The organism is Rugosimonospora africana (assembly GCF_016862975.1).
Taxonomy (GTDB): domain Bacteria; phylum Actinomycetota; class Actinomycetes; order Mycobacteriales; family Micromonosporaceae; genus Rugosimonospora; species Rugosimonospora africana.
The window spans coordinates 39374-63590 of the sequence record NZ_BONZ01000070.1; the positions used below are offsets into that span (position 1 = coordinate 39374).

The following is a 24217-nucleotide window of genomic DNA, read 5'->3' on the forward strand; positions in this document are numbered from 1 at the left end:
TCAGTCAGGTAGCCCGAGTTCGGCGACGATCGGGAAATGGTCGCTGGCCCGGTGTGCGGCCGGGGTGTCCGCGACCCGGTAGCCGCGGACCTCGATGGCCGGGTCCACCAGCAGTGCGTCGATCCGCCGCCCGGGCGCGTGCACCGGGTACGTCGGCGTGCCGTCCTCGCCGGCCACGTCCGCCAGGTTTTCGACCAGCAGCCCGCGGCAGGCGCCGTTCGGCTCCTCGTTCAGGTCGGCGCCGAGCACCAGCGGCACGTCGACGTCGGCCAGCGCCTTGGCCAGCGTCCGTGCCTGTCCCGGCCGCTCCGCGGAGTCGGTGGCCAGGTGAGTGCCGACCACCACGAACGGAGTCCGGCCGACCACGCAACGGGCGAACGCCGCGCCGCGCATGTGCCGCCCCGGGGTCAGCGGGTAGCGCAGCGCCCAGGTGTCTCGCACCCGGACCCGGTAGCTGACCAGGATCAGGTTGCCCAGCGACGGCAGGCCCCCCGCCGCGTATACCAGGCCGAAGTCCCGCGCGAGCCCGGCGCAGCGGGTACGCCAGCGCAGCCCGCGAGGCGCCTCCTGGACCACCAGTACGTCCGGATCCAGCGCGCGTACCACCTCGGTCAGCGCCCGCCGGTCGTCACGCAGCGAATGGACGTTGTACGACGCGACCCGCAACTGCGGCATCGATCCCCCTACGGCCGGCGGGCCAGGTCGGCGGCGCCCACGACGCCAGCGGTGTTGCCCAACAGTGCGCCCCGGATCTCCGCGGTCGGCAGCCGCCCGCGCTGGGCCAGCGCATTGACGTACGCCTCCTGTGTCGGGTGCAGCAGCAGGTCACCGGCGTCGATCACGCCACCGCCGAGCACCAGCACCTGCGGGTCGAGGATCTGGACCAGGTCGGCCAGGCCGTTGCCCAGCCAGTACCCGATGGCCGCGAACGCCTCCCGTGCGACCGGGTCGCCGGCCTTCGCGGCCTGGGTCACCATCAGCCCGGTGATCGCCTCCGCCGAACCGCCGGCCAGCTCCAGCAGCTGGGCGGCCCGTGCCGGGTCTCCGGTCGCCAGCTCCTGCGCGCGGCGGACCAGCGCGTTTCCGCTGGCGTACTGCTCGATGCAGCCGAGCCGGCCGCAGCCGCACCGGCTCCCGTCCGGTACGGCGAGCATGTGACCCAGCTCGCCAGCGATACCGTGCGCCCCGCGAACCAGCTCTCCACCGAGCACGATGGCGCCGCCGACACCGGTACCGATGGTGATCATGATCATGGAGTCGGTCGCGTCGGCCGCGGCACCGAACTGGAATTCGGCCCACGCGGCGACATTCGCGTCGTTCTCCACCACGACCGGCACCTGCACGTACCGCGCGATCTCGTCGCGCAGCGGCTCGTTGCGCCAGGCCAGGTTCGGGGAGAACAGCACCGTCGAGCGCTTGGCGTCGATCCACCCGGCGGCACCGACGCCGATCGCCTCGACCTCGTGCGCGTCCGCCAGTTCACCGACCACATCCATGATCTGACGCAGCATCTTCCCCGCGTCGTCGGCTGGGGTGTCTCGGCGCGCCAGCGCCAGGACTTCACCGCCCGGATCGACCACACCGCCGAGCACCTTCGTGCCGCCGATGTCCAACCCCATGGTCAGACCCACCGCCGTGCTCTCCCTCCGCATGCCTTTGACATTTGTTGCTGGCCGGGGCCAGGCGCGTACTGCTGACCGGTCTCAGTCGGCGTCCGGCGGTGCCGGTTCGTCCGCTGCTTCCGGAGGGCCGGCGGGGGGAACCGGCGCGGTCGTCGCCGCGTGCCACGGATCGTCGGCGGTGGCCGCCGCCCACGGATCGTCGGGGGCGGCGGGCTGTTCGGAGCGTTCGTCGGAGGCTCGGTCGGCCGGCCGGCCGCCGGACCGGGCCGGCCGGCGCGTGGTCGCCGTGTGCCAGACCGAGTCGGGGTCGGGCGCCGGGCGCGGCCGGGACTCCTGGGGCTCGGAGCGCGGAACCGGGACGCCGGACACCAGATCGCTCACCGAGCGCAGCACCCCGCTCAAACCCGACGCCAGGTCGCTGGCGCCGGACGCGAGCTTCAGGGCCAGTTCCGGGCTGGGGTCGCGGACCGCCGCGATGGCCCGGCACAGCGGGCAGACACAGCATTCGGCGGAACCGGTCGCGACGTGGCCACCGGTGTTACCGGCGAGCAGCCGTTCAGCCGTGCCGGCGACGCCGGCCAGTGGCGAGGCGTTTCGGGCGATGCCGCGGGCCGCGACGGATGCCGCCGCCAGCGCGGCGGCCACCAGGCGCTCCGCCTCTTCCCGGGCCGATCCGGTCGAATTCGCGTTCTCGGTCATGCTCAAGTATCCATCGACTCGACCCGGCGCTTGAGCTCAAGCAGGGCAGTGTCCATGATCATCTTTTCCGCCTTGCGCTTGAACATGCCGAGCATGCCGATCAACAGCGCGACCTCCAGCGTGTACGTGACCGTGCACGTCCCGTCGCCGTGGTCCTCGATGTCGTATGAACCGGTCTGCATCTTCTGAATCTTGGAACGCTTGACCAGGTGCCACTGGATGCGGGAGAGGTCCCCCGCGTACTCGTAGCCCAACAAGTACTCGTCCTGGATCAGGCCCGCGTCCAGCACGAACCGGACCTGGCTCGCGTACCCGTCCTCGTACTCCTCGATCACCTCGACCGTCTTCGCGGCGGAGACCCACTCCGGATACCGCGCGAAATCGCAGATCACCTCGGCCACGCGTGACCCTGGCGCGGCGATCAGGATCGACTGGGTGGAGGTGTCCGCCATGGTGGGGAGGTTACCTCGTGACACCTGACACACACGCGCCCGGCTCGCTACGCGCCGGTAGCCATCGGGCACCCGGATGACCCGCCGACCGGCGGGACTGGACGACCTCGGGGCCTGTGACCGACGCTTGCATAACGGCCCGGTAGGTTCCCGGTTGCCCACCATGACCTGTTCGCGGGCGAAGCCCGCCACCAGAGGAGACAGCTGTGCAGGAGCTCACCGTACCGCCGGTCGCCACGGTCGGCGAGGCGGTCAACCTGACCGATCCGGTCTGGGACAACGCGGTCGCCGCCCCGGACGCCGCCCAGTTCTGCCTTCCCACCGAGTCAGGCTGGCGGGATGTGTCCTGCGCACAGTTCCACCGGGAGGTGGTGGCCCTCGCCAAGGGCCTGATCGCGGCCGGCATCGAACCCGGCGACCGTGTCGCGCTGATGAGCAAGACCCGGTACGAGTGGACGCTCATCGACTACGCGATCTGGTCGACCGGCGCGGTCACCGTGCCGATCTACGAGACCTCCAGCAGCGAGCAGGTCGAGTGGATCCTGTCCGACTCCGGGGCGGTGGCCGCCTTCGTCGAGACCGAGGGCCACGAGACCTGCGTCGCGGGCTTCCGGGAGCGGGTACCCGGCCTGCGACACCTGTGGCGCATCGAGGGCGGTGCGATCGACAAGCTCGTGGCCGGCGGCGACGCGCTGGAGGACGCCGAGGTGGACCGGCGCCGGCACAGCGCCGGGCCGGACGACCTGGCCACGATCATCTACACCTCGGGGACCACCGGCCGGCCCAAGGGCTGCGAGCTGACCCACCGCAACCTGTACTCGGACATCGCCAACGCGATCCCGGGCCTCGACGCGCTGTTCCACGAGGGCTCCTCGACGCTGCTGTTCCTGCCGCTGGCCCACTCCTTCGCCCGGCTGATCCAGATCGGTGTGGTCTACGCCCGCTGCCGGATGGGCCACACCTCGGACGTGAAAAACCTGGTCGCCGACCTCAACGCGTTCAAGCCCACCTTCCTTTTGTCGGTGCCCCGGGTGTTCGAGAAGTTCTACAGCACGGCCAAGCAGCGCGCCCACGCCGACGGCAAGGGCGGGTTCTTCGACCGGGCCGAGCAGGTCGCGGTCGCCTACAGCGAGGCACTGGACGCCTCCGGCGGCCCGGGCCTGACGTTGCGCCTCAAGCACCGGCTGTTCGACAAGCTGGTCTACGGCAAGCTGCGCGCCGCGATGGGGGGTGCGTGCCACTCGGCGATCTCCGGCGGGGCGCCGCTGGGCGACCGGCTCGCCCACTTCTTCCGCGGCGTCGGGGTGACCATCTACGAGGGGTACGGGCTGACCGAGACCTCGCCGGCCGTCGCGGTGAACCTGCAGAACGCCATCCGGATCGGTACGGTCGGCCGGCCGCTGCCCGGAGTCACGGTGCGCATCGCCGACGACGGAGAGATCCTGATCAAGGGTGATCTGGTGTTCCGCGGGTACTGGCAGAACGCGGAGGCCACGGCCGAGGTGCGCGACCGGGACGGTTTCTTCCACTCGGGAGACCTGGGCGAGCTGGACGCCGACGGCTTCCTGAAGATCACCGGGCGGAAGAAGGAGATCATCGTGACCGCGGGCGGGAAGAACGTCGCCCCGGCGGTACTTGAGGACCGGCTGCGGGCCCATCCGTTGATCTCTCAGGCCATGGTGGTCGGTGACCGCCGTCCATTCATCGCCGCCCTTATCACCATCGACGAGGAGGCATGGCCGAAGTGGCTGGAAAGCCACGACCGGGCGGCCGGTACGCCAATTGCCGACCTGCGCGAGGATGAAGCGCTACGGGGAGAGATCCAGCAGGCCGTCGATCACGCCAACGAGGCTGTGTCCCGGGCCGAGGGGATCAGGGCGTTCCGTGTCCTGCCCCGCGACTGGACCGAGGAGAACGGCGAGATGACGCCGACGCTGAAGGTGAAGCGCAACGTGGTGCTCGACGGGTGTGCCAGTGAAATCGCCGCCATCTATGGCAGCTGACCTGGTCAGGCGCTGGCGGGCGCGAGCCCCCGTCATGATCGACATCGACGCGGAGCCGGGCGCGACGCTGCGCTTCTGGCGACGCCCGCACCCGATCACGATGATCGCCCGGGCAGCGCTGCTGGCCCTGGTCGCCGTCCAGTGCGTCGCCGCCACCCATGACGCGCTGTGCGTCGTCTGGGCGGTGCTGCTGGGCGTCGCCGCCGTACCGGCGCTGGCCATGCCGCGGCACCGGGTGGTCGGCCCGCTCAGCCGGCTGGCCGAGGTACTGATCACCTGCCTGGCGACCGACGTGATCGTGGCGCACGCGGCGCACGGTACGCCGCCGCTGCGCGGCGACTCGGCCGCCGCGGCGACGCTGCCGTACCTCCTGGTGCCGTTCATCGCCGCCACGCTGTACCGCCGGAACCTCGAAGCCGTGCTGCTGTTCGTGGTGGCCGCGGCCGTGCTGGCCGGCCTGGGTGCGGCCGACCATCGCCTGTCGCACTACGACTATCTCCTGGTCACGCTGCTGTGGCTGATGCTGTCCGGCCTGGCCGCCGCGGTGACCGCGACCTTCCAGCGGACCCTGCTCGACCGCCGCGAGCTGCCCCAGCCGTACGCCGAAGCGACCCGACTGCTGACCCAGCTGCGCAGCGTCGCGCGCCGGCTGCCCGGCGCGACCCTGGACCCGGGCGGGCTCGCCGAGCACCTGATCGACGACGTACGCTCCGCGGCTCCGGCCGACCGGGCCGCGGTGCTGTCCGCGAGCGGCGGCTCCCGCCTGGTGGTCCTGGCCCAGTCAGGGCTGGATCGGATCGACTGGGAGACCGACCTGGACTCCGACTCGGCGATCGGCGACGCGTGGGCCACCCAGCAGCCCGTGACGGCCAGCCGCTCGCAGGCCCGCTCGCACTCCGGCGGCGACGTGTCCGCGCTGGTCGTACCGCTGGTCGCCGGGGTCCGCACGGTCGGCCTGCTGGTGGTCGAGGCGGACAACACCGGCGCCTACCCGGGCCAGGTGATCGAGCGCGTCACCGGGCTGACCGCACCCGCCGCCCTGCGGCTGGAGGCCGCGCTGCTGTTTGACGAGGTGCGCTCGCTGGCCACCAACGAGGAGCGGCAGCGACTGGCTCGGGAGATCCACGACGGGGTGGCCCAGGAACTGGTCATGGTCGGGTACGGCATCGACAACGCACTCGCCGTACTGCCCGAGGACGCCAAGGACGCCCTGGACGAACTGCGTACCCTGCGCGGCGAGGTGACCCGGGTGATCACCGAGCTGCGGTTGTCCCTGTTCGAGCTGCGGACCGAGGTGGACCGGCACGGCGGGCTGGCGGCTGCCATCGCCGAGTACGCGCGGGCGGTCGGCGCGTCGGGCGGACTCCGGGTGAACCTGTCGCTGGACGAGTCCACCGCCCGGCTCCCCGCGGCGGTCGAGGCCGAGTTGCTGCGGATCGCTCAAGAGGCGATCACCAACGCCCGGAAGCACGCCGGTGCAAGCAATTTGTGGGTTACTTGCGTTGTGGACCCGCCATTTGCGCAAATCGAAGTGTCGGATGACGGTCACGGCATAGCTGACCAGCGCCCGGAGGGTCGGTACGGTCTTGCAATCATGGCGGAAAGAGCGGAACGTATCCGGGGCCGACTGGAGATCAGCCCACGTTCACCGAATGGCACGACGGTGGCAGTGGTGCTGGGCACCCCGCTGAGGCGCGGTGCCTCGTCCGGCTAGGCGTCCTGTTGCACCCGGCGTCAAGTCGGCGATTGAACCTGTCGATACGATGCGCAGTCGTGGCATAACTGTCACAGGAGGAGTGACGGTCAGTCATGGTCCAGAAGGGAAGATAATCCGGAATGTCCACCAACGCGACGCCGACGGCTCGTACCAAGGTGCTGCTCGTCGATGACCATGACCTCATCCGCAAGGGGCTGCGCCACGCCTTCGAGCGGGATCGGCAGTTTGAAGTGGTCGGGGAGGCCGCCACCGTCGCCGAGGCGGTCCGCCAGGCCGGTGCGCTTCAGCCCGACGTCGTGATCATGGACCTCCGGCTGCCCGACGGCAGCGGGCTGGAAGCCACCCGGGCGCTGCGCAAGTCGAGCAACACGATGGGGATCGTGGTGCTGACCATGTACGCCGGTGACGACCAGCTGTTCGGCGCGCTGGAGGCCGGTGCCAGCGCGTTCGTCCCCAAGACCGCTCCGGCCGACGAGGTCGTCGCCGCGGCCCGCCACGCCGCGAGCGCCCCGAGCGCGTTCACCGCGGCCGACCTGGCCGAGGCGATGAAGCGCCGGCTCGCGCCCAGCGGACCGCAGCTGTCCCCGCGCGAGGGCCAGGTGCTGCGACTGCTCGCCGACGGGATGAGCGTGGCCGGGATCGCGAAGCAGCTGTTCGTCAGCGAGTCGACGGCCAAGACCCACATCTCGAAGCTCTACGAGAAGCTCGGCGCGGCCAACCGCGCTCAGGCGCTGATGACCGCGCTGCGGCTGGGCCTGCTCGAAGCGCCCGACGCGCCCAAGTTCTGACCGGCAGAGCAGGGAGGGTCGTGATGGCGACTGGTCTGGGTCGCCGCGCGGCGCCAGACGCGCCGAGCCAGACTGGTCGGAGTCTTCCCTCCGTCTCGTTTCTCCCTGCTCCGGCTCGGCTACGTCGGGCCGCGGTCAGGGCGCGGGCACCCGGGCGGCCATCGGGCGGTGGGTCAGCCGCCGGAACGCCAGATACGCCTCGCAGCCCAGGCACAGCCCGAACACCGCGTTGAGAAACGCCGCCACCAGCGCGAGCCCGGCGAACACGAGACCCAGCACATCCTGACCGGCGAGGAACCCCACCGCCGCGACCAGCGTGAAGACCAGACCGACCAGCTGCGCGAAGCGGACCGGCTGCGCCGGCTCCAGCTCGCTGGGCCGACCCAGCCTGGGCGCCAGCGCGGCGCGGTAGACCAGCCCGTACGGCGAGTACCGCGGGGACAACGCCGACAGCGCGAAGACGGCGGCCTGCGCCAGGGCCAGCCAGCCTGACTCGAAGACCAGGACGAGTACCAGCACGATCGCGGTCACGCCCGCCGCGAAGCGGGGACCGCGGGGGTCGATCAACATCACACCCTCCAGGCAGTACGGCGGCGGCTCCCGCCGCCGTTCGTTGCCGCCACGTCGCCTCGCCGCACGGTCAGCGCGCGGGGCCGGCGCGCCGCGTCGGCTCCCGCCGCCCCGGTCAGCGTGCCGCTGTCGTGGCGGCCAGTTCGGCGGCGACGGCGGTGTCCAGCTCGGTCTTGCGGACGGCGCCGCTCGACCGGTACCGGATCCGGCCGGTCGAGTCGACGACCAGTACCGTCGGCGTGCGCCACACCCCCAGCGACCGCACCGGGTCCAGCTGGTTCTCGGCGTCGACCTCGAGGTGCGTGACGCCGTCACGGGAGCCGGCGATCTCGGCGCAGACCCGGGCCGCGACCCGGCACGGCGCGCAGACCGCCGAGGAGAACTGCACCAGCGTCACCGGCGTACCCGACACCACGCCGAGCGCGGCCAGGACCTCCGCGTCCCGGTCTCCCCCGTCCCGGTCTTCCCCGTTCCGATCCGCGGACGGCGGCGGCCCGATCACCCGGAGCCGCCCGTTGCGGCTGCGCCACCACAGACCGATGACGGTCGCCACGGCCAGCACGCCGGCCGCGACCAGCAGTCCGGTCACGCCAGAAGATCCCATCCGACCACAGTGGCACGGTGCCGAGCCGGACGGCCAACGTCATCCCGCGCATCGGAAGCCGCGCGTGCCGAGGACGCGCCTGCCGGAGCTACCCCGCCGGGCGCAGCAGGTGGCTCATGCGCTCTGCGAGCAGGTCCCAGCGCCACTCCGCGTCGACCCAGGCCCGGCCGGCCGCGCCCATCCGCCGGCACAGCGCCGGATCCCCGAGCAGCGTGGCCAGCGGGTCGGCGATCGCCGCCACGTCCCGGCCGTTGACCACGAAGCCGGTCTCACCGTCCCGTACCGCGTCCGGAGCCCCGCCGGAGTCGCCGGCCAGTACCGGCAACCCGGTCGCCGACGCCTCCAGGTAGACCATGCCGAGCCCCTCCACGTCCAGTCCCCGGTGCCGGGTGCGGCACGGCATCGCGAAGACGTCCCCGGCCGCGAAGTGCAGCGGTACCTCGGGCCAGGCAACCTCGCCGGTGAACACGACGTGATCGGCGACGCCGGTGTCGCGGGCCAGGCGGCGGAGCGAGTCGCCGTACGGGCCGCCGCTGACGATGAGCAGCGCGGCGTCGGGTACCCGCCTGCGCACCTCGGGCAGCGCGCGGATCAGCATGTCCTGGCCCTTGCGCGGAACCAGCCGGGACACACAGACGATCACCGGGCGGTCGGTCAGCCCGTACCGGGCCCGAACCTCGGAGCCGTCCAGGTCCGGGTGGAAGGAGTCGGTGTCGACCCCGGGTGCCAGCCGCACCAGCTCGGTCCGGTCGGCCAGTACCGGGGCCAGCCTTGTGCGGAAGTAGTTCCCGAGGTACGTCACCACGTCGACCCCGTCACCGATCCGCCGCAGCAGCCCGCGCGCCCCGGGCAGCGCGGCCCACCCGGCCTCGTGCCCGTGGGTCTGCGCCACCGCCCGGACGATGCCGGCGCGCCGGCGCAGGCCGTGGGCGAGCAACCCGAGCGGCGCCGCGGCACCGAACCAGACCGAGTCGCACTCGTACGAGCGGGCCAGCTCGGCGGCCCTGCGGGCCACACCCGGCGTGGGCAGCAGCATCCCGGTGTTCTCCCGGATCACCTCGAACGGCTGCGCGGCGTCGAACTTCGCGGCCTGGCTGGGATCGCGCGCGGGCCACGTGGAGGCGTACACCACCAGCGAACCGGCCGGCTGGCGTACCGCGAGGTTGTGCACGAACCGCTGGATCCCGCCGGACCGGGGTGGGAAGTCGTTCGTCACCATCAAGGTGCGGCTCATCCGGCTCCTTCGGGGGGCCCGGCCGCGGCCGGGTCGTGGCGGAGGCCGGCGTCCCGCGCGTACGCCCGGGCGGCGGCGATCCGCTCCACCGTGGACGGGTGGCTGGCGAACAGCAGGTGTTCGATCCGGTTCGGATCCGGGTCGGCCAGGTTGGTCGCAAACAGTCGGGCGTGGGTGGCGATGAACGTCGCCGGATCCCGGGTCAGCGTGAGCGCGTGGGTGTCGGCGCGCGCCTCGACCCTGCGCGAGACCAGGCTCTGCGCGGGTCCGGTGGCGAGCCCGGCCAGGGCGGCGACCGCCAGCAGCAGGGCCACCGAGCGCGGCTCCGCGACCGAGGTCACGCCGGCCAGGCGCAGCAGCCCGTGCCAGGAGTCCAGCAGGTACACCACGACGACCGCGATCGCTGTGCCCAGGGCGCCCAGCACCGTACCGGTCACCACGTCGCGGCGTTTGGCGTGGCCCAGCTCGTGCGCGACCACGCTGCGTACCTCGGCCGGATCGGCCCGATCGATCAGCGTGTCGTAGACGACGATCCGGCGGGTGGCGCCGAACCCGGACACGTAGGCGTTGACCGCCCGGGTACGCCGGGAGGCGTCGGCGACCAGGACGTCCCGCACCGGCACCCGGTCATCGGCGGCCAGCGTCATCAGGTCGGTACGCAGTTGACCCTCGGCCATCGGGGTGAACTTGTTGAAGATCGGCTCGAACAGAACCGGGAACACGAACGACAGCAGTACGGTGAGCCCGGCCGCACCGGCCGCGCTCCACGCCCACCACCAGTCGGGCGCGTACCGGGCCACCGCGTAGAACGCCAGCAGCGCCAGGCCACCCAGCACCGCGCCGATCCCGTACCCCTTGAGCTGGTCGACCGCCCAGCCGCCCCAGCCCTGGGTGGACAGCCCGTACCGCGTCAAAACGACCTTGCGCCACATCGAGAACGGCAGGGTGACCAGCGACGAGATCAACACGACGGCGAGGCCCCCGACCGCGGCGCGTACCGCCCAGTTGCCACCGAACAGCGCGACGATCCGGGCGCCCAGCGGGGTAAGCCCGAGCACCACGGCGGCGACCAGACCGACCCCCATCGAGGCGTAGGTGGCCGGGCGCAGGTCGGACCGGAACGCGCGCCCGCGGGCCACCTCGTCGGGTGGCAGCTGCCGGAGCGCGTCCAGCTGGTCGGCACGTGGCGCGGGCGCGGCGCGCCAGGGCACCAGCGACAGTGCCGCGACCCCGGCGGCCACGATCAGCACGGCCAGGACCACGAGCGCCGCCGTCCGGGGGCTCATGTCCGCTCGCTCTGTGATCGCACCCGACCATCGTAGGGTCGACCCGCCGGCGGGCTGCCGCCCGCCGGCAGCCCACCACTGGCGCGGGAGCTATGCCGCGCGGGGCCGCTCCGGGCGCTGGCGGGTCACCAGGCGTAGCCGCGGAACCATGCCGGCGTCGGCCAGCACGGCGATGGCGGCCTGCTCCGATTCGTCCAGTTCGACCCCGGCGGGCGGCGCGCCGAGCAGGACACTCACGACGCAGCCGGCGCAGGCCGGCCCGCGCACCTCACAGTTGTCACAGTCGATGAGCATGTACGCAATGTAAGCGAGGGGTACGACAAAAACCGGGGTATCCGAGCTCAGCCGCGAGCCAGCCGGCGCAGCAGGGTCGATGAGTTGAGCGGGTACGCGCCGTGCCGGCGCACGCCGTCGGCGACCTCCTTGTCCGTGGAGATCACCGCCACCGGGCGGCCGGCCGGTTCGGCCCGGACCAGCCTGCGGATCAATTCGTCGGCGGTCTCCCCCTTGCGGGAGAACAGCACGCGGACCCCTCGCGGCGCCGGCGGCAGCCCGACCATCCGTTCGGCCCCGTCGAAGACCACGGTCACCTCGGCGCCGGTCTGCGCGGCGATGCCGCCCAGCCCGCTGACCAGCCGGTTGCGCTGCTGCTCCAGGGATATCTCCGGGAACCCGGTCTTGGTCACGTTGTACCCGTCGACGACCAGGTGCACCTTGGGCAGCGCGAGCAGCTGGTCCAGCCGCACGGGGTCATCGGCTTCCAGACCCCTGGCCCGGCCGGTGTCCGCCGAGCCCGGCCGTACCGCCGCCTCGTCCGCGACCACGTCGGCCGGCAGCACCGACGACGGTTCCAGGGCCAGCTCCCGGCGCAGCCCGGCGGCCGCCTGCCCGATCGTCTCCAGCAGCAGCCAGAGCCGCGCGTCGTCGACCTGCCGGGCCTCCTTCGCGGTCTGCCGGGTCGCCCCGGCGGTCGCCTCCGCCTCGGCCAACCGGGCGCGCAGCCGGCGCACCTCGGCCTCATGATCGGCGTTTTGCCGGCCGATCCGGCCCTTCTCGGTGGCCAGCAGCTCATTGGCCCGCTTCTCGCGAGCCTGGAGCTCACGTTGCGCGCGGTGCAGGGCGCGGTTCTCCTCGCGCAGTCCGGCGGCCTCCTCCCGGAGCCGAGCCAGCTCGTCGCGCAGCTTGTCGGCCTCCACCCGGGCCACCGCGCGATCGTGCTCGGCACGGGCGGCCCGGTGCTCGGCGTCCCGGACGAGCCCGGTGATCGCGGCGCTGTCCGCCTCGGCGCGTACCGCCTCCCCCGCAGCGTCGACCAGCGCCAGCCAGCCCGCCGGCCGTACCAGATAGGCCAGCGCGGCGACCTCGACCGGATCCGCGGCCGCCGGGTGGATCCCCTCGCCGACCGCTTCGCCCAGCTCACCGGCCTCCTCCTGGACCCGTGCCGCCACCCGCTGGCGGAACACCGGATCGCCGGCCAGCGCGGAGGCGATGGCGGCGCCGCCGAGCCGAGCCCGGCGGGCCGGGGCGAACCGGGCGACCCGGCGCAGGGCGATCGGGATCTCCTCGGCCGGCATTCCGGTCAACGCGGCCGAGGCCGCCGCGATCACCCGCTGCCGTACCGGCTCGGGGAGCGGGCGCTCCGCCGCCTCCGCATCGATCTCGTCGTCCTCGGCGTGGGCGCCGAACCGGTCGCCGCCGATACCGTCGGCTCGGAAATCGTCGCTGTCCGTGTCGTCGCCGGCGGCGTCCGGCTCGGGTGTCGATGGCCGGGCCGCCACGGCCTCTGGCTCCGCCGGCTCGGCCGGCAAATCGGCCCTGACCTGGGGCGTTACGGAATCGGACAGTTCGGGCGTCGCCGGGGGCTCAACCGGCCCGGAGGAGGGCGTACCGGGCGCAGGCTGCCCCAATGACTGGAGCTCGCCGTCGGGCACCTGCGCGGACATCTGATAATTGTCGCATCGTTAGCCCGTTCGGCGCCCGTCAGAAGTGTCGTACCCGGCCCGTACCGTCCGGTCGTGCCGTCGATCTTCGTCCAGCAGACCATCGACCAGCTCCTTGACGATCCGGAGGCGCACTCCCTGCGGGACACCACGTTCGTCGTTGTTGATCTTGAGACGACCGGCGGCCGGCCGGAGGACTGCGGCATCACCGAGATCGGCGCGGTGAAGACCCTGGGCGGCGAGGAGCTCGGCGAATTCGCCACCCTGGTCAACCCCGGCCAGCCCATCCCGCCATACGTCACGGTGCTGACCGGGATCACCAGCGCGATGCTCGCCCCGGCGCCCCCGCTGACCGAGGTGATCCCGGCATTCCTCGAATTCGCCCGCGGCGCGGTCTGGGTGGCCCACAACGCGCCCTACGATGTCGGCTTCCTCAAGGCGGCCTGCGCCCGGTTCGGCTACCCCTGGCCGCACCCGAAGGTGCTGGACACCGCCGCACTCGCCCGCCGCGCGCTGACCCGCGACGAGGTGCCCAACCGCAAGCTGGCGACGCTGGCCGCGTTTTTCCGCACCCGGGTGCCCAGCCACCGCGCGCTGGCCGACGCCCGGGCCACGGTGGACGTGCTGCACGGGCTGTTCGCCCGGCTCGGCGGGCACAAGGTGTTCACCCTCGGTGAGGCGATCGAATTCGCCCGGGCGGTGAGTCCGGTCCAGCGAAGCAAGCGCCACCTGGGCGAGGGCCTGCCGGACACGCCGGGGGTGTACGTGTTCCGGGCGCTCGACGACCGGCCGCTCTACGTGGGCACCAGCCGGTCGATCGCCACCCGGGTGAAGTCATACTTCACCGCGGCCGAGAAGCGGGCGAGGATCACCGAGATGCTGGCCGCGGCGACCCGGGTGGAGGCCATCGAGTGTGCGCACTCGCTGGAGGCCGAGGTCCGTGAGCTGCGCCTGATCGGTGCGCACAAGCCGCCGTACAACCGCCGGTCGAAGTTTCCGGAGCGGGTGCACTGGCTCAAGCTGACCGCCGAGGCATACCCGCGCCTGTCCGTGGTCAGGCAACTGGCCGGCGACGCCGCCAGCTATCTCGGCCCGTTCTCCTCGACGAAGACGGCCGAGCTGGCCGCCGCGGCGGTCTACGACGCCCTGCCGCTGCGCCAGTGCACGCACAAGCTGTCCGTACGCACACCCAGGCCGGCCTGCGCGCTCGCCGAGCTGGGCCGCTGCCCGGCTCCGTGCGAGCACCACATCTCGGTGGAAAGCTATGACGCCGACGCGGCACAGCCGTTCCGCACCGCCACCGCCGGTGACCCCGGCCCGCTCGTCGAGGCCCTGCTGGCCCGCATCGACGGGTTCGCCGCCGGGCAGCGCTACGAGGAGGCCGGCGTATTACGTGGACGGCTCGGCGCGCTTCTTCGGGCCACGATACGCATGCAGCGACTACACTCACTTACCGTGATCGCCGAGCTGGTCGCGGCCCGCCCGGCCGCCGGAGGCGGTTGGGAGCTGGCTGTGGTCCGCCACGGCCGGCTGGTTGCCGCCGGCACCTCCGCTCCCCGTGTCCACCCGCAGCCGACCATCGACGCGCTGCTGGCCACGGCCGAGACCGTCCGTCCAGGGCCCGGCCCGACCCCGTGCGCCAGTGCCGAGGAGTCCGAGCGGGTGCTCGCCTGGCTGGAGAAACCGGATGCCAGGCTGGTCGAGGTGTCCGAGGGGTGGGCCCTTCCGGCCACCGGCGCGGGGCGGTTCCGCGACCTGCTAGCAAAGGTTGAGCGTGCGACTAATCAGCCGTACGTTCAGCATCATGTGACCGATCGGTCATCCGTTGACTTATTAGGCTAGAAGGACAACACCGCGTCCGGATCCGGCGAGGAGGTGAGTAGTGGACCTCACTGCCGGTCCACCCGCGCCTTCGGGCGCCCCCATCGCGAAGGGCCAACCGGTCGCGAGCGGGGCGCCTACCCAGCGCGAACCGGGCGCATCGGAGGGATGGTTCGCCGGTCGCCTCCGATCGATGTTCCCCTGGCAGGCCCAGTCCGACGATCCTGTCGTGACGCTGCTGCGCGATCACCGGCAGATCCACCCGCACGCCGACGTCGGCGTCCTGCGCCGCAGCTACGCCATCGCCGAACGGATGCACCGCGGCCAGATGCGCAAGAGCGGCGAGCCCTACATCACCCACCCGCTGGCCGTGGCGCAGATCCTGGCCGCTCTGGGCATGGACACCACGACGCTGGTCGCCGCGCTGCTGCACGACACCGTCGAGGACACCAGCTACACGCTGCCCCAGCTGCGCGCGGACTTCGGGCCCGAGGTCGCTCTACTGGTCGACGGCGTGACCAAGTTCGACAAGGTCTACTTCGGCGAGACCGCCGAGGCGGAGACCATTCGCAAGATGCTCGTGCTGGCCGGTCGCGACGTGCGGGTCCTGGTCATCAAGCTGGCCGACCGGCTGCACAACATGCGGACGCTCGGCGTGCGGTCGCCGGCCTCCCGGATGCGCATCGCCGGCGCGACTCGCGAGGTGCTCGTACCGCTGTGTGACCGGCTCGGCATTCAGGCGCTCAAGCGGGAGCTCGAAGACACCGTCCTGTTGAACCTCGACCCCGACCGCTACGCGGCCATCGACGAGCACGTCCGCAACCGTCCGCAGTGGCTGCCGTACCTGAACAAGGTGATCGGCACGATCCACCCGGAGCTGACCCGCGCGAAGATCAAGACTGCGATCTCGGCCCGGCCCCGCCACTACTACTCCATCTGGAAGGACACCGAGTCCTCCGGCCGGCAAATCCCGATGGAGCTGCCGCGCATCGTGATCGTCGTGGACGGGTCACAGACCGACTGCTACGCGGCGCTCGGCACGGTACACGCGACCTGGCGACCGGTTCCGGGACGGTTCAAGGACTTCATCGCCTCGCCGAAAAACAACCACTACCGCTCGCTGCACACCACCGTGCTCGGTCCGGAGCACCAGCCGCTCGAGGTGCTCATCCGCACCGAGCCGATGCACCGCGAGGCGGAGTACGGCATCGTGGCCACGTTCCGCGACTCCCCCGTCAGCGCGGCCGGGCGGGGGAAAGCGGAGTCGCCGGACTGGCTGCGCCGGGTACTGGACTGGGAAGTGGTCGCCGACGACGCGGAACGCTTCCTGGACGCGCTGCGCTGCGACCTCACCGATGCGCAGATCCTGGTGTTCACCACCGACGGCCGGCGCATCCTCCTGCCCGCCGGGAGCACACCGGTCGACCTGGCATACACGCTGGACACCGAACTCGGGCACGGCTGTGTCGGCGCGCGGCGCGGCGGCCGGCTGATCCCGCTGTCCTCGCCGCTGGTCGAGGGCGACGTGGTGGAGATCATCAGCCAGGGGCCGATGGCGTCCGGGCCGTCGAAGGAGTGGCTGCAGTTCGTCAAGACTCCGCTGGCCCGACTCCAGATCGACCGGTGGTTCGCCGACGGTGGCGAGCCGTCCACGATCGCGCACAAGGTCAAGCTCGGCCGGGCCGCGATCGGGCTCGCTCTGCGCAAGTGCGACCGGGGGCTGGTCGACGACGCCCCGCTGCTCGCGCTCGTCGAGGAGTTGGGCTACCCCGACCTGGAGGCACTGCTCGTCGCGGTCGCCGATCACCGACTGTCCGCGGATGGCGCGGTCGAACGGATGATCGCCGCGGTCGACCAGTCGCCCCGGTAACCCACGACCGCCCCCAGCGCCACACGCCACGGCCACTAGCCTTGGCGGTCATGACCGATAGGGAGCGGGCCGCGTGACCAGTCGACGAGTGGCACGTGTGCGGGGAGTCTTCTACAGCACCTTCTACCGTCTGCCCAGCCGGTGGCGGCGGCGGCTGGTGCGGCTGGCCACGCAGAAATACATCGTCGGCGGGGTGGTGCTGGTCCGCGACGCCGACCGGGACGCGCCCGACCGCCTGGTCCTGCTGCGCCAGCCGCCCGGGTACGGCTGGTCGCTCCCTGCCGGCCTGCTCAAGCGAGGCGAGCCGCCGGCCGTCGGAGCCGCCCGGGAGCTGTTCGAGGAGTCCGGCATCCAGGTGTCCGCCGAGGACCTGATCCCGCTGTCGCCCAACGCGCTGGTCCACTCGAACGGCCGCTGGGTGGACATGGTGTTCGAGGCCCGGGTGCCGGCCGACGTCGCTTTCGCGGTCGACGGTGCCGAGGTCTACGAGGCCGCCTGGCACCGGATCGACGCGCTGCCGCCGCTGACCGCGCCCACCGCCCGCCTGCTCGCCTACTACGGGATGGGACCGTACGCGGAGTATCCCGAGGTACGCGGTGGCGACTGAGATCTGTTCGGTGGTGCTCGCCGCCGGTGAGGGGCGGCGACTGCGGCCGTTGACCGAGACGGTCCCCAAGGCGCTGTGTCCGATCGGCAACGTCCCGCTGCTGGACCGTGCCCTCGCCCGGCTGGCGGAGTTGGGCTTCACCGGCCCGACCCGGGTCGCGGTCAACGCCTGGCACCTGGCCGACCAGGTGGTCGCGGCGGTCGGCGACCGGGCGCACCTGTCGGTCGAATCTGGGCCGCAGCCGCTGGGTACCGCCGGTGGGGTCGCCGCGCTGCGTGACTGGGTCGGCGGCCGGGGTGTGCTGGTCGGCAACGCCGACGCGTACCTGGCCGGTGGCGACCTCGCCCCGCTGCTGGGCGGCTGGGACGGCACCGAGGTGCGGCTGCTCGGTACGCCGGGGCCGCCGTACGAGTTCGGCCGGTACCGGTTCGCCGGGCACTCGCTGCTGCCGTGGCACCGGGTACGGGACCTCGCCGTGGAGCCCGGCGAGTTGGTGAAGCGGCTGTGGCGGGATGCGGAGGCGGCCGGCGAACTGACCGTGGTGCCGTACGGCGGCCGGTACCTGGACACCGGTACCCCCGGCGACTATCTCGCCGCCAACCTCGACGCCGCCGGGCCGGACGGCCGGATCGTCGCGCCGGACGCCGACGTCACCGGCACCGTGCACAGCGCGGTCATCGGTGCCGGGGCGGTGGTCCGCGGTCGGGTGGAGCACGCGGTCGTCTGGCCCGGTGGCTACGTCGGCCCCGACGAACACCTCACGAGCGCCATCCGGTACGGCCGGGACGGTACCGTAACCGCAGCACCCGACGAAGGAGCCCCCGAGTGATCACCGCGATCGTCCTCATCGACTGCGCCACCGACTCGATCCCCGAGGTCGCTGACGCCCTGGCCAACCTGCCCGGCGTCAGCGAGGTCTACTCGGTCGCCGGAGGCGTCGACCTCATCGCCATCGTCCGGGTACGCGAGTTCGACCAGATCGCCGAGGTGATCGCGGGCGGCATCTCAAAGACCGACGGCGTGATCAACACCGACACGCACATCGCGTTCCAGGCATACTCGCGGCACGATCTCGAAGAGGCGTTCGCGATCGGCTTCACGGATGCCGACTGACGACCTCGGCAGGCCCGAGCCCAGGCTGGTGAGGGCCGCCCGGGCGCTGGCCGAGGAGTCCGGCTTCGCACACTCGTCCTCCGCGACCACCGGCCGGCTGCTGGCCACCCTGTCCGGGGCGGCGAGCGGCACGGTCGGCGAGTCCGGCACCGGCTGCGGCTTCGGCACCGCCTGGTTGCGCCACGGTCTGCGGGACGGCAGCCGGCTCGTGACCGTCGAATGGGACTCCGACCGCGCCAAGGCGGTCGCCGGCATGTTCGACGGCGACGCCGCGGTCACGGTCCTGACCGGCGACTGGACGGCGATCACCGAGCACGCGCCGTTCGCCCTGCTGTTCCTCGACGGTGGCGGGAAGCGAGACGGCGTGGACCGGGTCGCCGACCTGATCGCGCCGGGCGGCGTCGTGGTGATGGACGACTTCACCCCGGCCGACCGCTGGCCACCTCATTTCCAGGGCGAACCGGACGGGCTCCGGATCGCGTGGCTGACCGATCCCCGGTTCACCGCCGTCGAGCTGATGACCTCGCCCACCGAGTCGGTGATCGTCGCCACCCGGCGCTGACCACCGCCCGGCGGGCGAGGACCGCACCCGTCACAGGTGCCGCGACCACCAGTCCAGGATGGCCTCGAACCGAGCGACCCGGTGCGACGGCAGTCCGGAGCGCGACATCTCGTGCCCCTCACCGGGGAACAGCAGGAACTCCGCGGGCACCCCGCGCCGGCGCAGCGTCACGAACAGCCGCTGCCCCTGCTCGACCGGGCAGCGCCAGTCCTGCTCCGAGTGGATGATCAGCACCGGCATCTCGATCCGGTCGGCGTACGTGAGCGGGCTCTGCGCACGCTGCCGATCCGGATCCGGGCCGTACAGGTCGTCGGCGAAGGCCCAGCCGATGTCGGACGAGCCGGTGAAGCTGTCGATCGCGTTGACCGCGCGCTCGGAGACGGCCGCCTTGAACCGGTCGCCGTGGTTCCCGGCCATCCAGGTGGTCATGAACCCGCCGTGCGAGCCGCCCAGCACGCCCACCCGCTGCCCGTCCAGCGACGGATCGGCCAGCGCCGCGTCCAGCAGGGCCAGCAGGTCGGTCGCCGATGCCTCGCCGACGTTGCCGAGGATGGCCCGGCCGTGCGCCTGCCCGTACCCGGAGGAGCCGCGCGGGTTGCCCATCACCACGGCGTACCCGGCGCTCGCGTACACCTGCGCCTCGTCGAACAGCCCCCAGGCGTACTGGGTGAACGGGCCGCCATGGATCATCAGCAGTACCGGGTGCGGTCCCGGCCCGTCCGGCCGGACCACCCAGCCGTGCACCGGGTACCCGTCCGGAGCCACGGCCTCGATCTCTACCTGCGGCCGGATGCCGGCGGTGGCGCGGAACTCCTCGCTGAAGTTGGTCAGCACGGTCCCGGAGCCGGTGACCAGCTCGCCCCAGCTGTTCTCGTCGGCGATCGTGGCGACCAGCGTGCCCCCGGCCTGGTCGAGGCCGTTGACCTGCCGGCGCCCGTCCAGCACCACCCGGGGTTCACCCCCGGCGTACGGCACCAGAAGCAGCTGGCCCGCGCCCCGGTGCTCGTTGGGGAACAGCACGCCATCTGCCGTGGTCACCATCCGGACGGCGCGTGACTGGTGGTGACGCTCCTCGTCGGTCAGCCGGACCGGCTCGCCACCAGCCACCGGGACCGCCCACAGCGAGTCGTTCTTCGCCACCGCCTGCCGCCCGTGCTCGCCGATCTCGATGCCGGCGAAGCAGACCAGGGTGCCGTCCGCGCTGAACCGGGGCTGGTCGGCGGCCAGCCCGCCGGCGGTGAGCGCCCGCAGCCCGGAGCCGTCCGGCGCGCACACCCAGATGTCCGAACGCATGTCGTCGCCCGCGGTCTCGTGCCGCGCGGCGCTGAAGGCGAGCAGGTCGCCGGACGGGCTCCAGTCCACGTCGCCGTGGTCGGCGTCGCCGTGGGTGACCTGCTCGGTCGTGCCGGCGAGGTCGACCAGCCAGACGTGCTGGGGCCGCGAGTCGAGGAAGCCGAGGTTGTCCAGCCGGTACCGGAACCGGGTGATCCGGCGGGGCGCCTCCTTCTCCGGACCGACGCCTTCCTGCGAGCCGTACCGACCGCCTTCCGGCACCCGGGCGACGTAGGCCAGCCGGGTCGAGTCCGGGCTCCACATCGGATCGGCGGCACCCAGCGGGTGGTCGGTCAGCCGGTGGGGCTCGCCGCCGTCGGTCGGCAGCACCCAGACCTGCGGCTTGCCGGTGGCGCCGTCGTCGGCCCGTTCGGAGCGGGTAAAGGCGATCCATGCGCCATCCGGTGACCATCGCGGACTGCCGTCGCGCCAGCCATGGGTGAGCTGGCGAGGCTGGCCCGAACCGTCGGTGTCGACCAGCCACAGCTGACTGGTGTAGTCGTCGGCCTCAAGATCGGCGCGGCGTACCGCGACGACCGCTTTTCGGCCGTCGGGACGCAGCGAGGGCGCTCCGGGGATGGGAACACGGGAAATATCAGCAGGCTTCACGTTCGGCAGGCTACCGGGCCGGTGGCTACTGACAAGTACCCTCGTGGCGTGATCGACGATACCGACGTCCCGGTTGCCGGTTATCGCCAGGAACACGTGGACCGGGGCACCGACCACATCGGGCTGCACGTCTACCCGGATCCGGAGGACGCGCTGGCCCCGGCCGTCGTGATCTGGCCGGCCATGGGCGTACCGGCCCGGTACTACCGGCCGTTCGCCGAGCTGCTGGTCGCGGCTCGGTTCGCGGTGATCGTCGCGGATCTGCGCGGCACCGGCAGCAGCACGCCACGGCCGTCCCGCGCCTCCCGATACGGGCTCGCCGAGCTGGTCGGCGACGTGGAGGCGGTACAGGAGGCGCTGCGCCCGAGGCTGGCGGACCGGACCACGCTGCTGCTCGGACACTCGCTCGGCGGGCAGGCCGCCCTGTTGCACCTCGCCATGTCGGACGAGCCCACGGTGGACGGGCTCGTCCTGGTCGCGGTCGGGTTGCCGTTCTTCCGCGCGTACCCGGGGCGTCGCGGCGCCGCGGTGCTGCCGTACACGCAGTCGATCGCCGCGACGAGCGCGCTGCTGCGGGTGTGGCCGGGTTGGGGCTTCGGCGGGCGGCAGGCGCACGGTGTGATCCGAGACTGGGGGTACACCGCCCGGCACGGGCGCTACCCGCGGCTGGGCGGGATCGATCCGGAGCGGGCCCTACGCTCCGTACGCACCCCGGTACTGGCGATCAGCGTCGACGAGGACCGGTTCACCCCGGCGTCCACCGTGGACTACCTGGTCGGCAAGCTGCCGGCGGCGCCGGTCCGGCGGGAGCACTACGCCGCGTCCGATCGTGCCGGCGACATTCCGGTGCTGGCGGCGCCGCTGGGCGCGCGGCTCGACCATTTCGCGTGGGTACGGGCGGCCGGACCGCTCGCCGACCGGGTCGCCACGTTCGCCGCCGCGCTGTCGAACTAGTTCATCCCGCCCGGTCACCGTGCCGAGTCACCCGGCGACGCACAGTGCCGGGTCACGCAGTGCCGGGGTTACTCGGCGGCGCGCAGCCCCTGGGCGAACGACACCCAGCGGTCCAGCACCGCGGCGGCCGCGCCCGAGTCGATGGAGGCGTTCGCCCGCTCGATGCCCGCGCGCCACGCGGCGCCGAGATCGCCACCCGGGCCGGCGTGCGCGGCCAGGGCCGCCCCCGCGTTCGCCACCACCGCGTCGCGGACCGGCCCGGTCGCGCCGGCCAGCAGCTTGCGGGTCACCTCCGCGTTGTACGTCACGTCGGCACCGCGCAGGTCGCCCTCGACCGATCGCGGGATGCCCAGGTCGAGCACGTCGACCACGGTCTCGGTGACGGTGCCGTCGCTGACCACCCAGACCCGGGTCGGCGCCGTCGTCGTCACCTCGTCGAGCCCGTCCTCGCCGCGTACCAGCAGCACCGAGCTGCCCCGCGCGGCGAACGTCTCGGCCATCACCGGCGCCATCCGCAGGTCGGCGCACCCGACCAGGCCGGCCCGGGGCTGGGCCGGGTTCGTCAGCGGCCCGAGGAAGTTGAAGAAGGTCGGCGTCCCCATCTCGCGGCGGGCGGTCGACGCGTGCCGCATGCCCGGGTGGAACGCCGCGGCGAAGCAGAAGCCGATGCCGACCTCGTCGAGGCAGCGGGCCACCGCCGTGCCGGACAGGTCGAGCGGGACGCCGAGATATTCCAGCAGGTCGGCCGCGCCGCAGGAGGAGGTGGCCGCCCGGTTGCCGTGCTTCACGACGCGTACCCCGGCGCCGGCCGCCACCAGCGCCGACATGGTGGAGATGTTCACCGTGTGCGCCCGGTCGCCGCCCGTGCCGACCACGTCGAGCGCGTCTACCCGTACCGCCTCGGGCAGTTCGACCAGGCTCGCGTTCGCCAGCATCGCCTCGACCAGGCCAGCCAGCTCGGCCGGCGTCTCGCCCTTGGCCCGCAGCGCGATCGCGAACGCGGTGATCTGGACCGGCGTCGCCGACCCCGACATGATCTCGCCCATCGCCCACGCGGTCTCCCCGCTGGACAGTTCGGTGCCGCGCACCAGCGCGCCGATGAGGCGCGGCCAGCTGTATTCACCACCGCCGGCTGCCGGCGGAGCCGAGGATGCGGGTGCCGCGGCAGGGCGGCCAGGCTGCGCGGGCATGTCGGCCTCCGGTATCGGAAGGGGGGAGTTACCGGGCTGAGGCGCGGTCCCGCAGCAGGCCGGCCACGGTGGCACCGGTGGTCACCGGGTCGAGCGGGTGCGCGAGCGTCGCGTCCACCTGCGCGTACGCGGCCAGCCACCGGTCGGCGGCACGGGCGATGGCCACCGCGATCGGCGGGCAGTCGTCGAGTTCGTCGCGCAGCTGCCGGGCGATTCCGATGCCCCCGGTCGGGGTCGCCTCGCCGTCGAGCACGACCAGATCGATCTCGTACGTGTCGATGAGCGTGAGGCACTCCACATAGCTGGACGCGTCGACGAACTCCACCGACAGGTCGGCCGCCGGACGCGTGCCGATGGCCTGCCGCATCCGATCGCGGACCTGCGGATCATCGCTGTAGAGAAGGACCGTGTACGTCACGGGCTGAATCGTAGCCGCCGCTACGGGTCAACCGGCGGCCGGCCGCCACCGACCCGCCCCGGTGGCCCGGTCGCGGCCTCCGCGATGGGTAGCCAGCCTCCGGATCCCGCCAGGGCCGGTCATGACACGCTCAAGAGCGACCCGGCCGCGAGCCGTTCCTGCTCGGGGGCAATAATGACCGCGTGACTGCGGCCTCAGCGATTGAGAAGAGCCGGATCCATTCCCTGACCAGGCCCAACATGGTCAGCGTCGGGACGATCGTCTGGCTTTCCAGTGAACTCATGTTCTTCGCGGCCTTGTTCGCGATGTATTTCTCCATCCGCGCGGCGGATTACGGGTTGTGGAAGGAGCACACTCCACACCTCGATCTGTGGTACGCGACGCCGTTCACCCTGGCCCTGGTCCTCTCGTCGGTGACCTGCCAGATGGGCGTGTTCGCGGCGGAGCGGGGCGACGTGTTCAAGCTGCGCCAGTGGTTCACGCTGACGTTCATCCTCGGCCTGGTCTTCCTCCTCGGCCAGATGAACGAGTACCGGATGCTGATCAGCGAAGGCATCAAGATCAACGCCGACGGGTACGGATCGGTCTTCTACCTGACCACCGGGTTCCACGCGCTGCACGTCACGGGTGGTCTGCTCGCGTTCATCTTCTACATGATCCGCACCACCATGGGCCGGTTCACCCCGGCGCAGGCCACCGCGGCGATCGTCGTCTCGTACTACTGGCACTTCGTCGACATCGTCTGGGTCGCCCTGTTCGCCATGATCTACCTGATCCGATGATCATTGTCACGTCACATTTCGGCTTGACGCTTCGTCATAACTGC

Annotated in this window: 24 protein-coding genes; 11 read left to right on the forward strand and 13 right to left on the reverse strand. The window is 72.1% G+C overall.

Going from position 1 to position 24217, the window contains the following annotated elements; translation table 11 throughout:
• The 4 genes from Raf01_RS34065 to Raf01_RS34080 are packed head-to-tail and all read right to left on the reverse strand — an operon-like array spanning nucleotide 1 to nucleotide 2773.
• Nucleotides 1-675, reverse strand: coding sequence for an endonuclease/exonuclease/phosphatase family protein (locus Raf01_RS34065; protein ID WP_203922195.1), 675 nt, complete (start codon nucleotides 673-675; stop codon nucleotides 1-3).
• 8 nt (nucleotides 676-683) lie between these two features.
• On the reverse strand, nucleotides 684-1652 hold the full coding sequence (locus tag Raf01_RS34070; protein WP_373319648.1) for an ROK family glucokinase: 969 nt from the start codon (nucleotides 1650-1652) through the stop codon (nucleotides 684-686).
• Nucleotides 1653-1703: 51 nt separating this feature from the next.
• The gene (locus Raf01_RS34075) at nucleotides 1704-2321 is read right to left on the reverse strand and encodes a hypothetical protein (protein WP_203922197.1); all 618 of its coding nucleotides are present in this window, start codon (nucleotides 2319-2321) and stop codon (nucleotides 1704-1706) included.
• Nucleotides 2322-2323: 2 nt separating this feature from the next.
• A complete protein-coding gene (locus Raf01_RS34080; protein WP_203922198.1) occupies nucleotides 2324-2773 on the reverse strand; it encodes an SRPBCC family protein in 450 nt (149 codons plus the stop codon).
• A 206-nt stretch (nucleotides 2774-2979) separates the two neighbouring features.
• Between Raf01_RS34080 and Raf01_RS34085 the strand changes: the two genes are divergently transcribed.
• The 3 genes from Raf01_RS34085 (at nucleotide 2980) to Raf01_RS34095 (ending at nucleotide 7281) form a co-directional block, all read left to right on the forward strand.
• The gene (locus Raf01_RS34085; protein WP_203922199.1) at nucleotides 2980-4776 is read left to right on the forward strand and encodes an AMP-dependent synthetase/ligase; all 1797 of its coding nucleotides are present in this window, start codon (nucleotides 2980-2982) and stop codon (nucleotides 4774-4776) included.
• A gap of 34 nt (nucleotides 4777-4810) precedes the next feature.
• Nucleotides 4811-6490, forward strand: a complete 1680-nt coding sequence (locus Raf01_RS34090; RefSeq protein ID WP_203922200.1) for a GAF domain-containing sensor histidine kinase — start codon at nucleotides 4811-4813, stop codon at nucleotides 6488-6490.
• A gap of 122 nt (nucleotides 6491-6612) precedes the next feature.
• Entirely contained in the window at nucleotides 6613-7281 is a 669-nt protein-coding gene (locus Raf01_RS34095) for a response regulator transcription factor (protein ID WP_203922201.1), read from the forward strand.
• A 135-nt stretch (nucleotides 7282-7416) separates the two neighbouring features.
• Here the strand turns inward: Raf01_RS34095 and Raf01_RS34100 are convergent, their stop codons facing one another.
• The 6 genes from Raf01_RS34100 to Raf01_RS34125 form a co-directional block, all read right to left on the reverse strand.
• On the reverse strand, nucleotides 7417-7851 hold the full coding sequence (locus Raf01_RS34100; protein WP_203922202.1) for a DUF4395 domain-containing protein: 435 nt from the start codon (nucleotides 7849-7851) through the stop codon (nucleotides 7417-7419).
• A 115-nt stretch (nucleotides 7852-7966) separates the two neighbouring features.
• Nucleotides 7967-8455 carry a thioredoxin family protein gene (locus Raf01_RS34105; RefSeq protein ID WP_203922203.1) on the reverse strand — a complete coding sequence of 163 codons (489 nt, stop codon included), beginning with the start codon at nucleotides 8453-8455 and terminating at the stop codon, nucleotides 7967-7969.
• 88 nt (nucleotides 8456-8543) lie between these two features.
• Entirely contained in the window at nucleotides 8544-9689 is a 1146-nt protein-coding gene (locus Raf01_RS34110) for a glycosyltransferase family 4 protein (RefSeq protein WP_203922204.1), read from the reverse strand.
• Nucleotides 9686-10975 carry a M48 family metallopeptidase gene (locus Raf01_RS34115; protein WP_203922205.1) on the reverse strand — a complete coding sequence of 430 codons (1290 nt, stop codon included), beginning with the start codon at nucleotides 10973-10975 and terminating at the stop codon, nucleotides 9686-9688. The genes Raf01_RS34110 and Raf01_RS34115 overlap by 4 nt, the downstream gene beginning before the upstream one ends.
• Nucleotides 10976-11065: 90 nt before the next feature.
• Nucleotides 11066-11269 carry a hypothetical protein gene (locus Raf01_RS34120; RefSeq protein ID WP_203922206.1) on the reverse strand — a complete coding sequence of 68 codons (204 nt, stop codon included), beginning with the start codon at nucleotides 11267-11269 and terminating at the stop codon, nucleotides 11066-11068.
• 47 nt (nucleotides 11270-11316) lie between these two features.
• Nucleotides 11317-12918, reverse strand: coding sequence for an NYN domain-containing protein (locus Raf01_RS34125; protein WP_203922207.1), 1602 nt, complete (start codon nucleotides 12916-12918; stop codon nucleotides 11317-11319).
• A gap of 81 nt (nucleotides 12919-12999) precedes the next feature.
• Between Raf01_RS34125 and Raf01_RS34130 the strand changes: the two genes are divergently transcribed.
• The 6 genes from Raf01_RS34130 to Raf01_RS34155 all read left to right on the forward strand — a co-directional run bounded on the left by Raf01_RS34130 (nucleotide 13000) and on the right by Raf01_RS34155 (nucleotide 18888).
• Nucleotides 13000-14757 carry a DEDD exonuclease domain-containing protein gene (locus Raf01_RS34130; RefSeq protein WP_373319658.1) on the forward strand — a complete coding sequence of 586 codons (1758 nt, stop codon included), beginning with the start codon at nucleotides 13000-13002 and terminating at the stop codon, nucleotides 14755-14757.
• A gap of 40 nt (nucleotides 14758-14797) precedes the next feature.
• A complete protein-coding gene (locus Raf01_RS34135; protein ID WP_373319649.1) occupies nucleotides 14798-16606 on the forward strand; it encodes a RelA/SpoT family protein in 1809 nt (602 codons plus the stop codon).
• Nucleotides 16607-16679: 73 nt separating this feature from the next.
• The gene (locus Raf01_RS34140; RefSeq protein ID WP_203922210.1) at nucleotides 16680-17213 is read left to right on the forward strand and encodes an NUDIX hydrolase; all 534 of its coding nucleotides are present in this window, start codon (nucleotides 16680-16682) and stop codon (nucleotides 17211-17213) included.
• Nucleotides 17203-18042, forward strand: coding sequence for an NTP transferase domain-containing protein (locus tag Raf01_RS34145; RefSeq protein WP_203922211.1), 840 nt, complete (start codon nucleotides 17203-17205; stop codon nucleotides 18040-18042). Before Raf01_RS34140 ends, Raf01_RS34145 begins: the two co-directional genes overlap by 11 nt.
• Nucleotides 18039-18326 (forward strand): Lrp/AsnC family transcriptional regulator, encoded by a 288-nt coding sequence (locus Raf01_RS34150; protein ID WP_203922212.1) that lies wholly within the window; start codon nucleotides 18039-18041, stop codon nucleotides 18324-18326. The genes Raf01_RS34145 and Raf01_RS34150 overlap by 4 nt, the downstream gene beginning before the upstream one ends.
• Complete coding sequence (locus Raf01_RS34155) at nucleotides 18316-18888, forward strand: O-methyltransferase (RefSeq protein ID WP_203922213.1); 573 nt, start codon at nucleotides 18316-18318, stop codon at nucleotides 18886-18888. Before Raf01_RS34150 ends, Raf01_RS34155 begins: the two co-directional genes overlap by 11 nt.
• 30 nt (nucleotides 18889-18918) lie before the next feature.
• Here the strand turns inward: Raf01_RS34155 and Raf01_RS34160 are convergent, their stop codons facing one another.
• The gene (locus tag Raf01_RS34160) at nucleotides 18919-20829 is read right to left on the reverse strand and encodes a S9 family peptidase (RefSeq protein WP_203922214.1); all 1911 of its coding nucleotides are present in this window, start codon (nucleotides 20827-20829) and stop codon (nucleotides 18919-18921) included.
• A 51-nt stretch (nucleotides 20830-20880) separates the two neighbouring features.
• On the opposite strand from Raf01_RS34160, the gene Raf01_RS34165 reads away from it, so the two are divergent.
• On the forward strand, nucleotides 20881-21783 hold the full coding sequence (locus Raf01_RS34165; protein ID WP_239134195.1) for an alpha/beta hydrolase family protein: 903 nt from the start codon (nucleotides 20881-20883) through the stop codon (nucleotides 21781-21783).
• 68 nt (nucleotides 21784-21851) lie between these two features.
• Here Raf01_RS34165 and trpD read toward each other — a convergent pair whose 3' ends face one another.
• Together trpD and Raf01_RS34175 are read right to left on the reverse strand one after the other, a co-directional pair.
• Nucleotides 21852-22973: an anthranilate phosphoribosyltransferase gene (gene trpD, locus Raf01_RS34170; RefSeq protein WP_203922215.1), complete on the reverse strand. Its 1122-nt coding sequence runs from the start codon at nucleotides 22971-22973 to the stop codon at nucleotides 21852-21854.
• A 28-nt stretch (nucleotides 22974-23001) separates the two neighbouring features.
• On the reverse strand, nucleotides 23002-23340 hold the full coding sequence (locus Raf01_RS34175) for a response regulator (protein ID WP_203922248.1): 339 nt from the start codon (nucleotides 23338-23340) through the stop codon (nucleotides 23002-23004).
• Nucleotides 23341-23573: 233 nt separating this feature from the next.
• Between Raf01_RS34175 and ctaE the strand changes: the two genes are divergently transcribed.
• Nucleotides 23574-24173, forward strand: coding sequence for an aa3-type cytochrome oxidase subunit III (gene ctaE, locus Raf01_RS34180; protein ID WP_239134182.1), 600 nt, complete (start codon nucleotides 23574-23576; stop codon nucleotides 24171-24173).
• The last annotated feature ends 44 nt before the right edge of the window (nucleotides 24174-24217 follow it).

Excerpts from the sequence above, each read along its gene's own strand:
- Raf01_RS34065 (WP_203922195.1), bottom strand. The coding sequence starts at position 675 with ATGCCGCAGTTGCGGGTCGCGTCGTACAACGTCCATTCGCTGCGTGAC.
- Raf01_RS34070 (WP_373319648.1), bottom strand. The coding sequence starts at position 1,652 with ATGCGGAGGGAGAGCACGGCGGTGGGTCTGACCATGGGGTTGGACATC.
- Raf01_RS34075 (WP_203922197.1), bottom strand. The coding sequence starts at position 2,321 with ATGACCGAGAACGCGAATTCGACCGGATCGGCCCGGGAAGAGGCGGAG.
- Raf01_RS34080 (WP_203922198.1), bottom strand. The coding sequence starts at position 2,773 with ATGGCGGACACCTCCACCCAGTCGATCCTGATCGCCGCGCCAGGGTCA.
- Raf01_RS34090 (WP_203922200.1), top strand. The coding sequence starts at position 4,811 with ATGATCGACATCGACGCGGAGCCGGGCGCGACGCTGCGCTTCTGGCGA.
- Raf01_RS34095 (WP_203922201.1), top strand. The coding sequence starts at position 6,613 with ATGTCCACCAACGCGACGCCGACGGCTCGTACCAAGGTGCTGCTCGTC.
- Raf01_RS34100 (WP_203922202.1), bottom strand. The coding sequence starts at position 7,851 with ATGTTGATCGACCCCCGCGGTCCCCGCTTCGCGGCGGGCGTGACCGCG.
- Raf01_RS34105 (WP_203922203.1), bottom strand. The coding sequence starts at position 8,455 with ATGGGATCTTCTGGCGTGACCGGACTGCTGGTCGCGGCCGGCGTGCTG.
- Raf01_RS34110 (WP_203922204.1), bottom strand. The coding sequence starts at position 9,689 with ATGAGCCGCACCTTGATGGTGACGAACGACTTCCCACCCCGGTCCGGC.
- Raf01_RS34115 (WP_203922205.1), bottom strand. The coding sequence starts at position 10,975 with ATGAGCCCCCGGACGGCGGCGCTCGTGGTCCTGGCCGTGCTGATCGTG.
- Raf01_RS34120 (WP_203922206.1), bottom strand. The coding sequence starts at position 11,269 with ATGCTCATCGACTGTGACAACTGTGAGGTGCGCGGGCCGGCCTGCGCC.
- Raf01_RS34125 (WP_203922207.1), bottom strand. The coding sequence starts at position 12,918 with ATGTCCGCGCAGGTGCCCGACGGCGAGCTCCAGTCATTGGGGCAGCCT.
- Raf01_RS34155 (WP_203922213.1), top strand. The coding sequence starts at position 18,316 with ATGCCGACTGACGACCTCGGCAGGCCCGAGCCCAGGCTGGTGAGGGCC.
- trpD (WP_203922215.1), bottom strand. The coding sequence starts at position 22,973 with ATGCCCGCGCAGCCTGGCCGCCCTGCCGCGGCACCCGCATCCTCGGCT.
- Raf01_RS34175 (WP_203922248.1), bottom strand. The coding sequence starts at position 23,340 with ATGCGGCAGGCCATCGGCACGCGTCCGGCGGCCGACCTGTCGGTGGAG.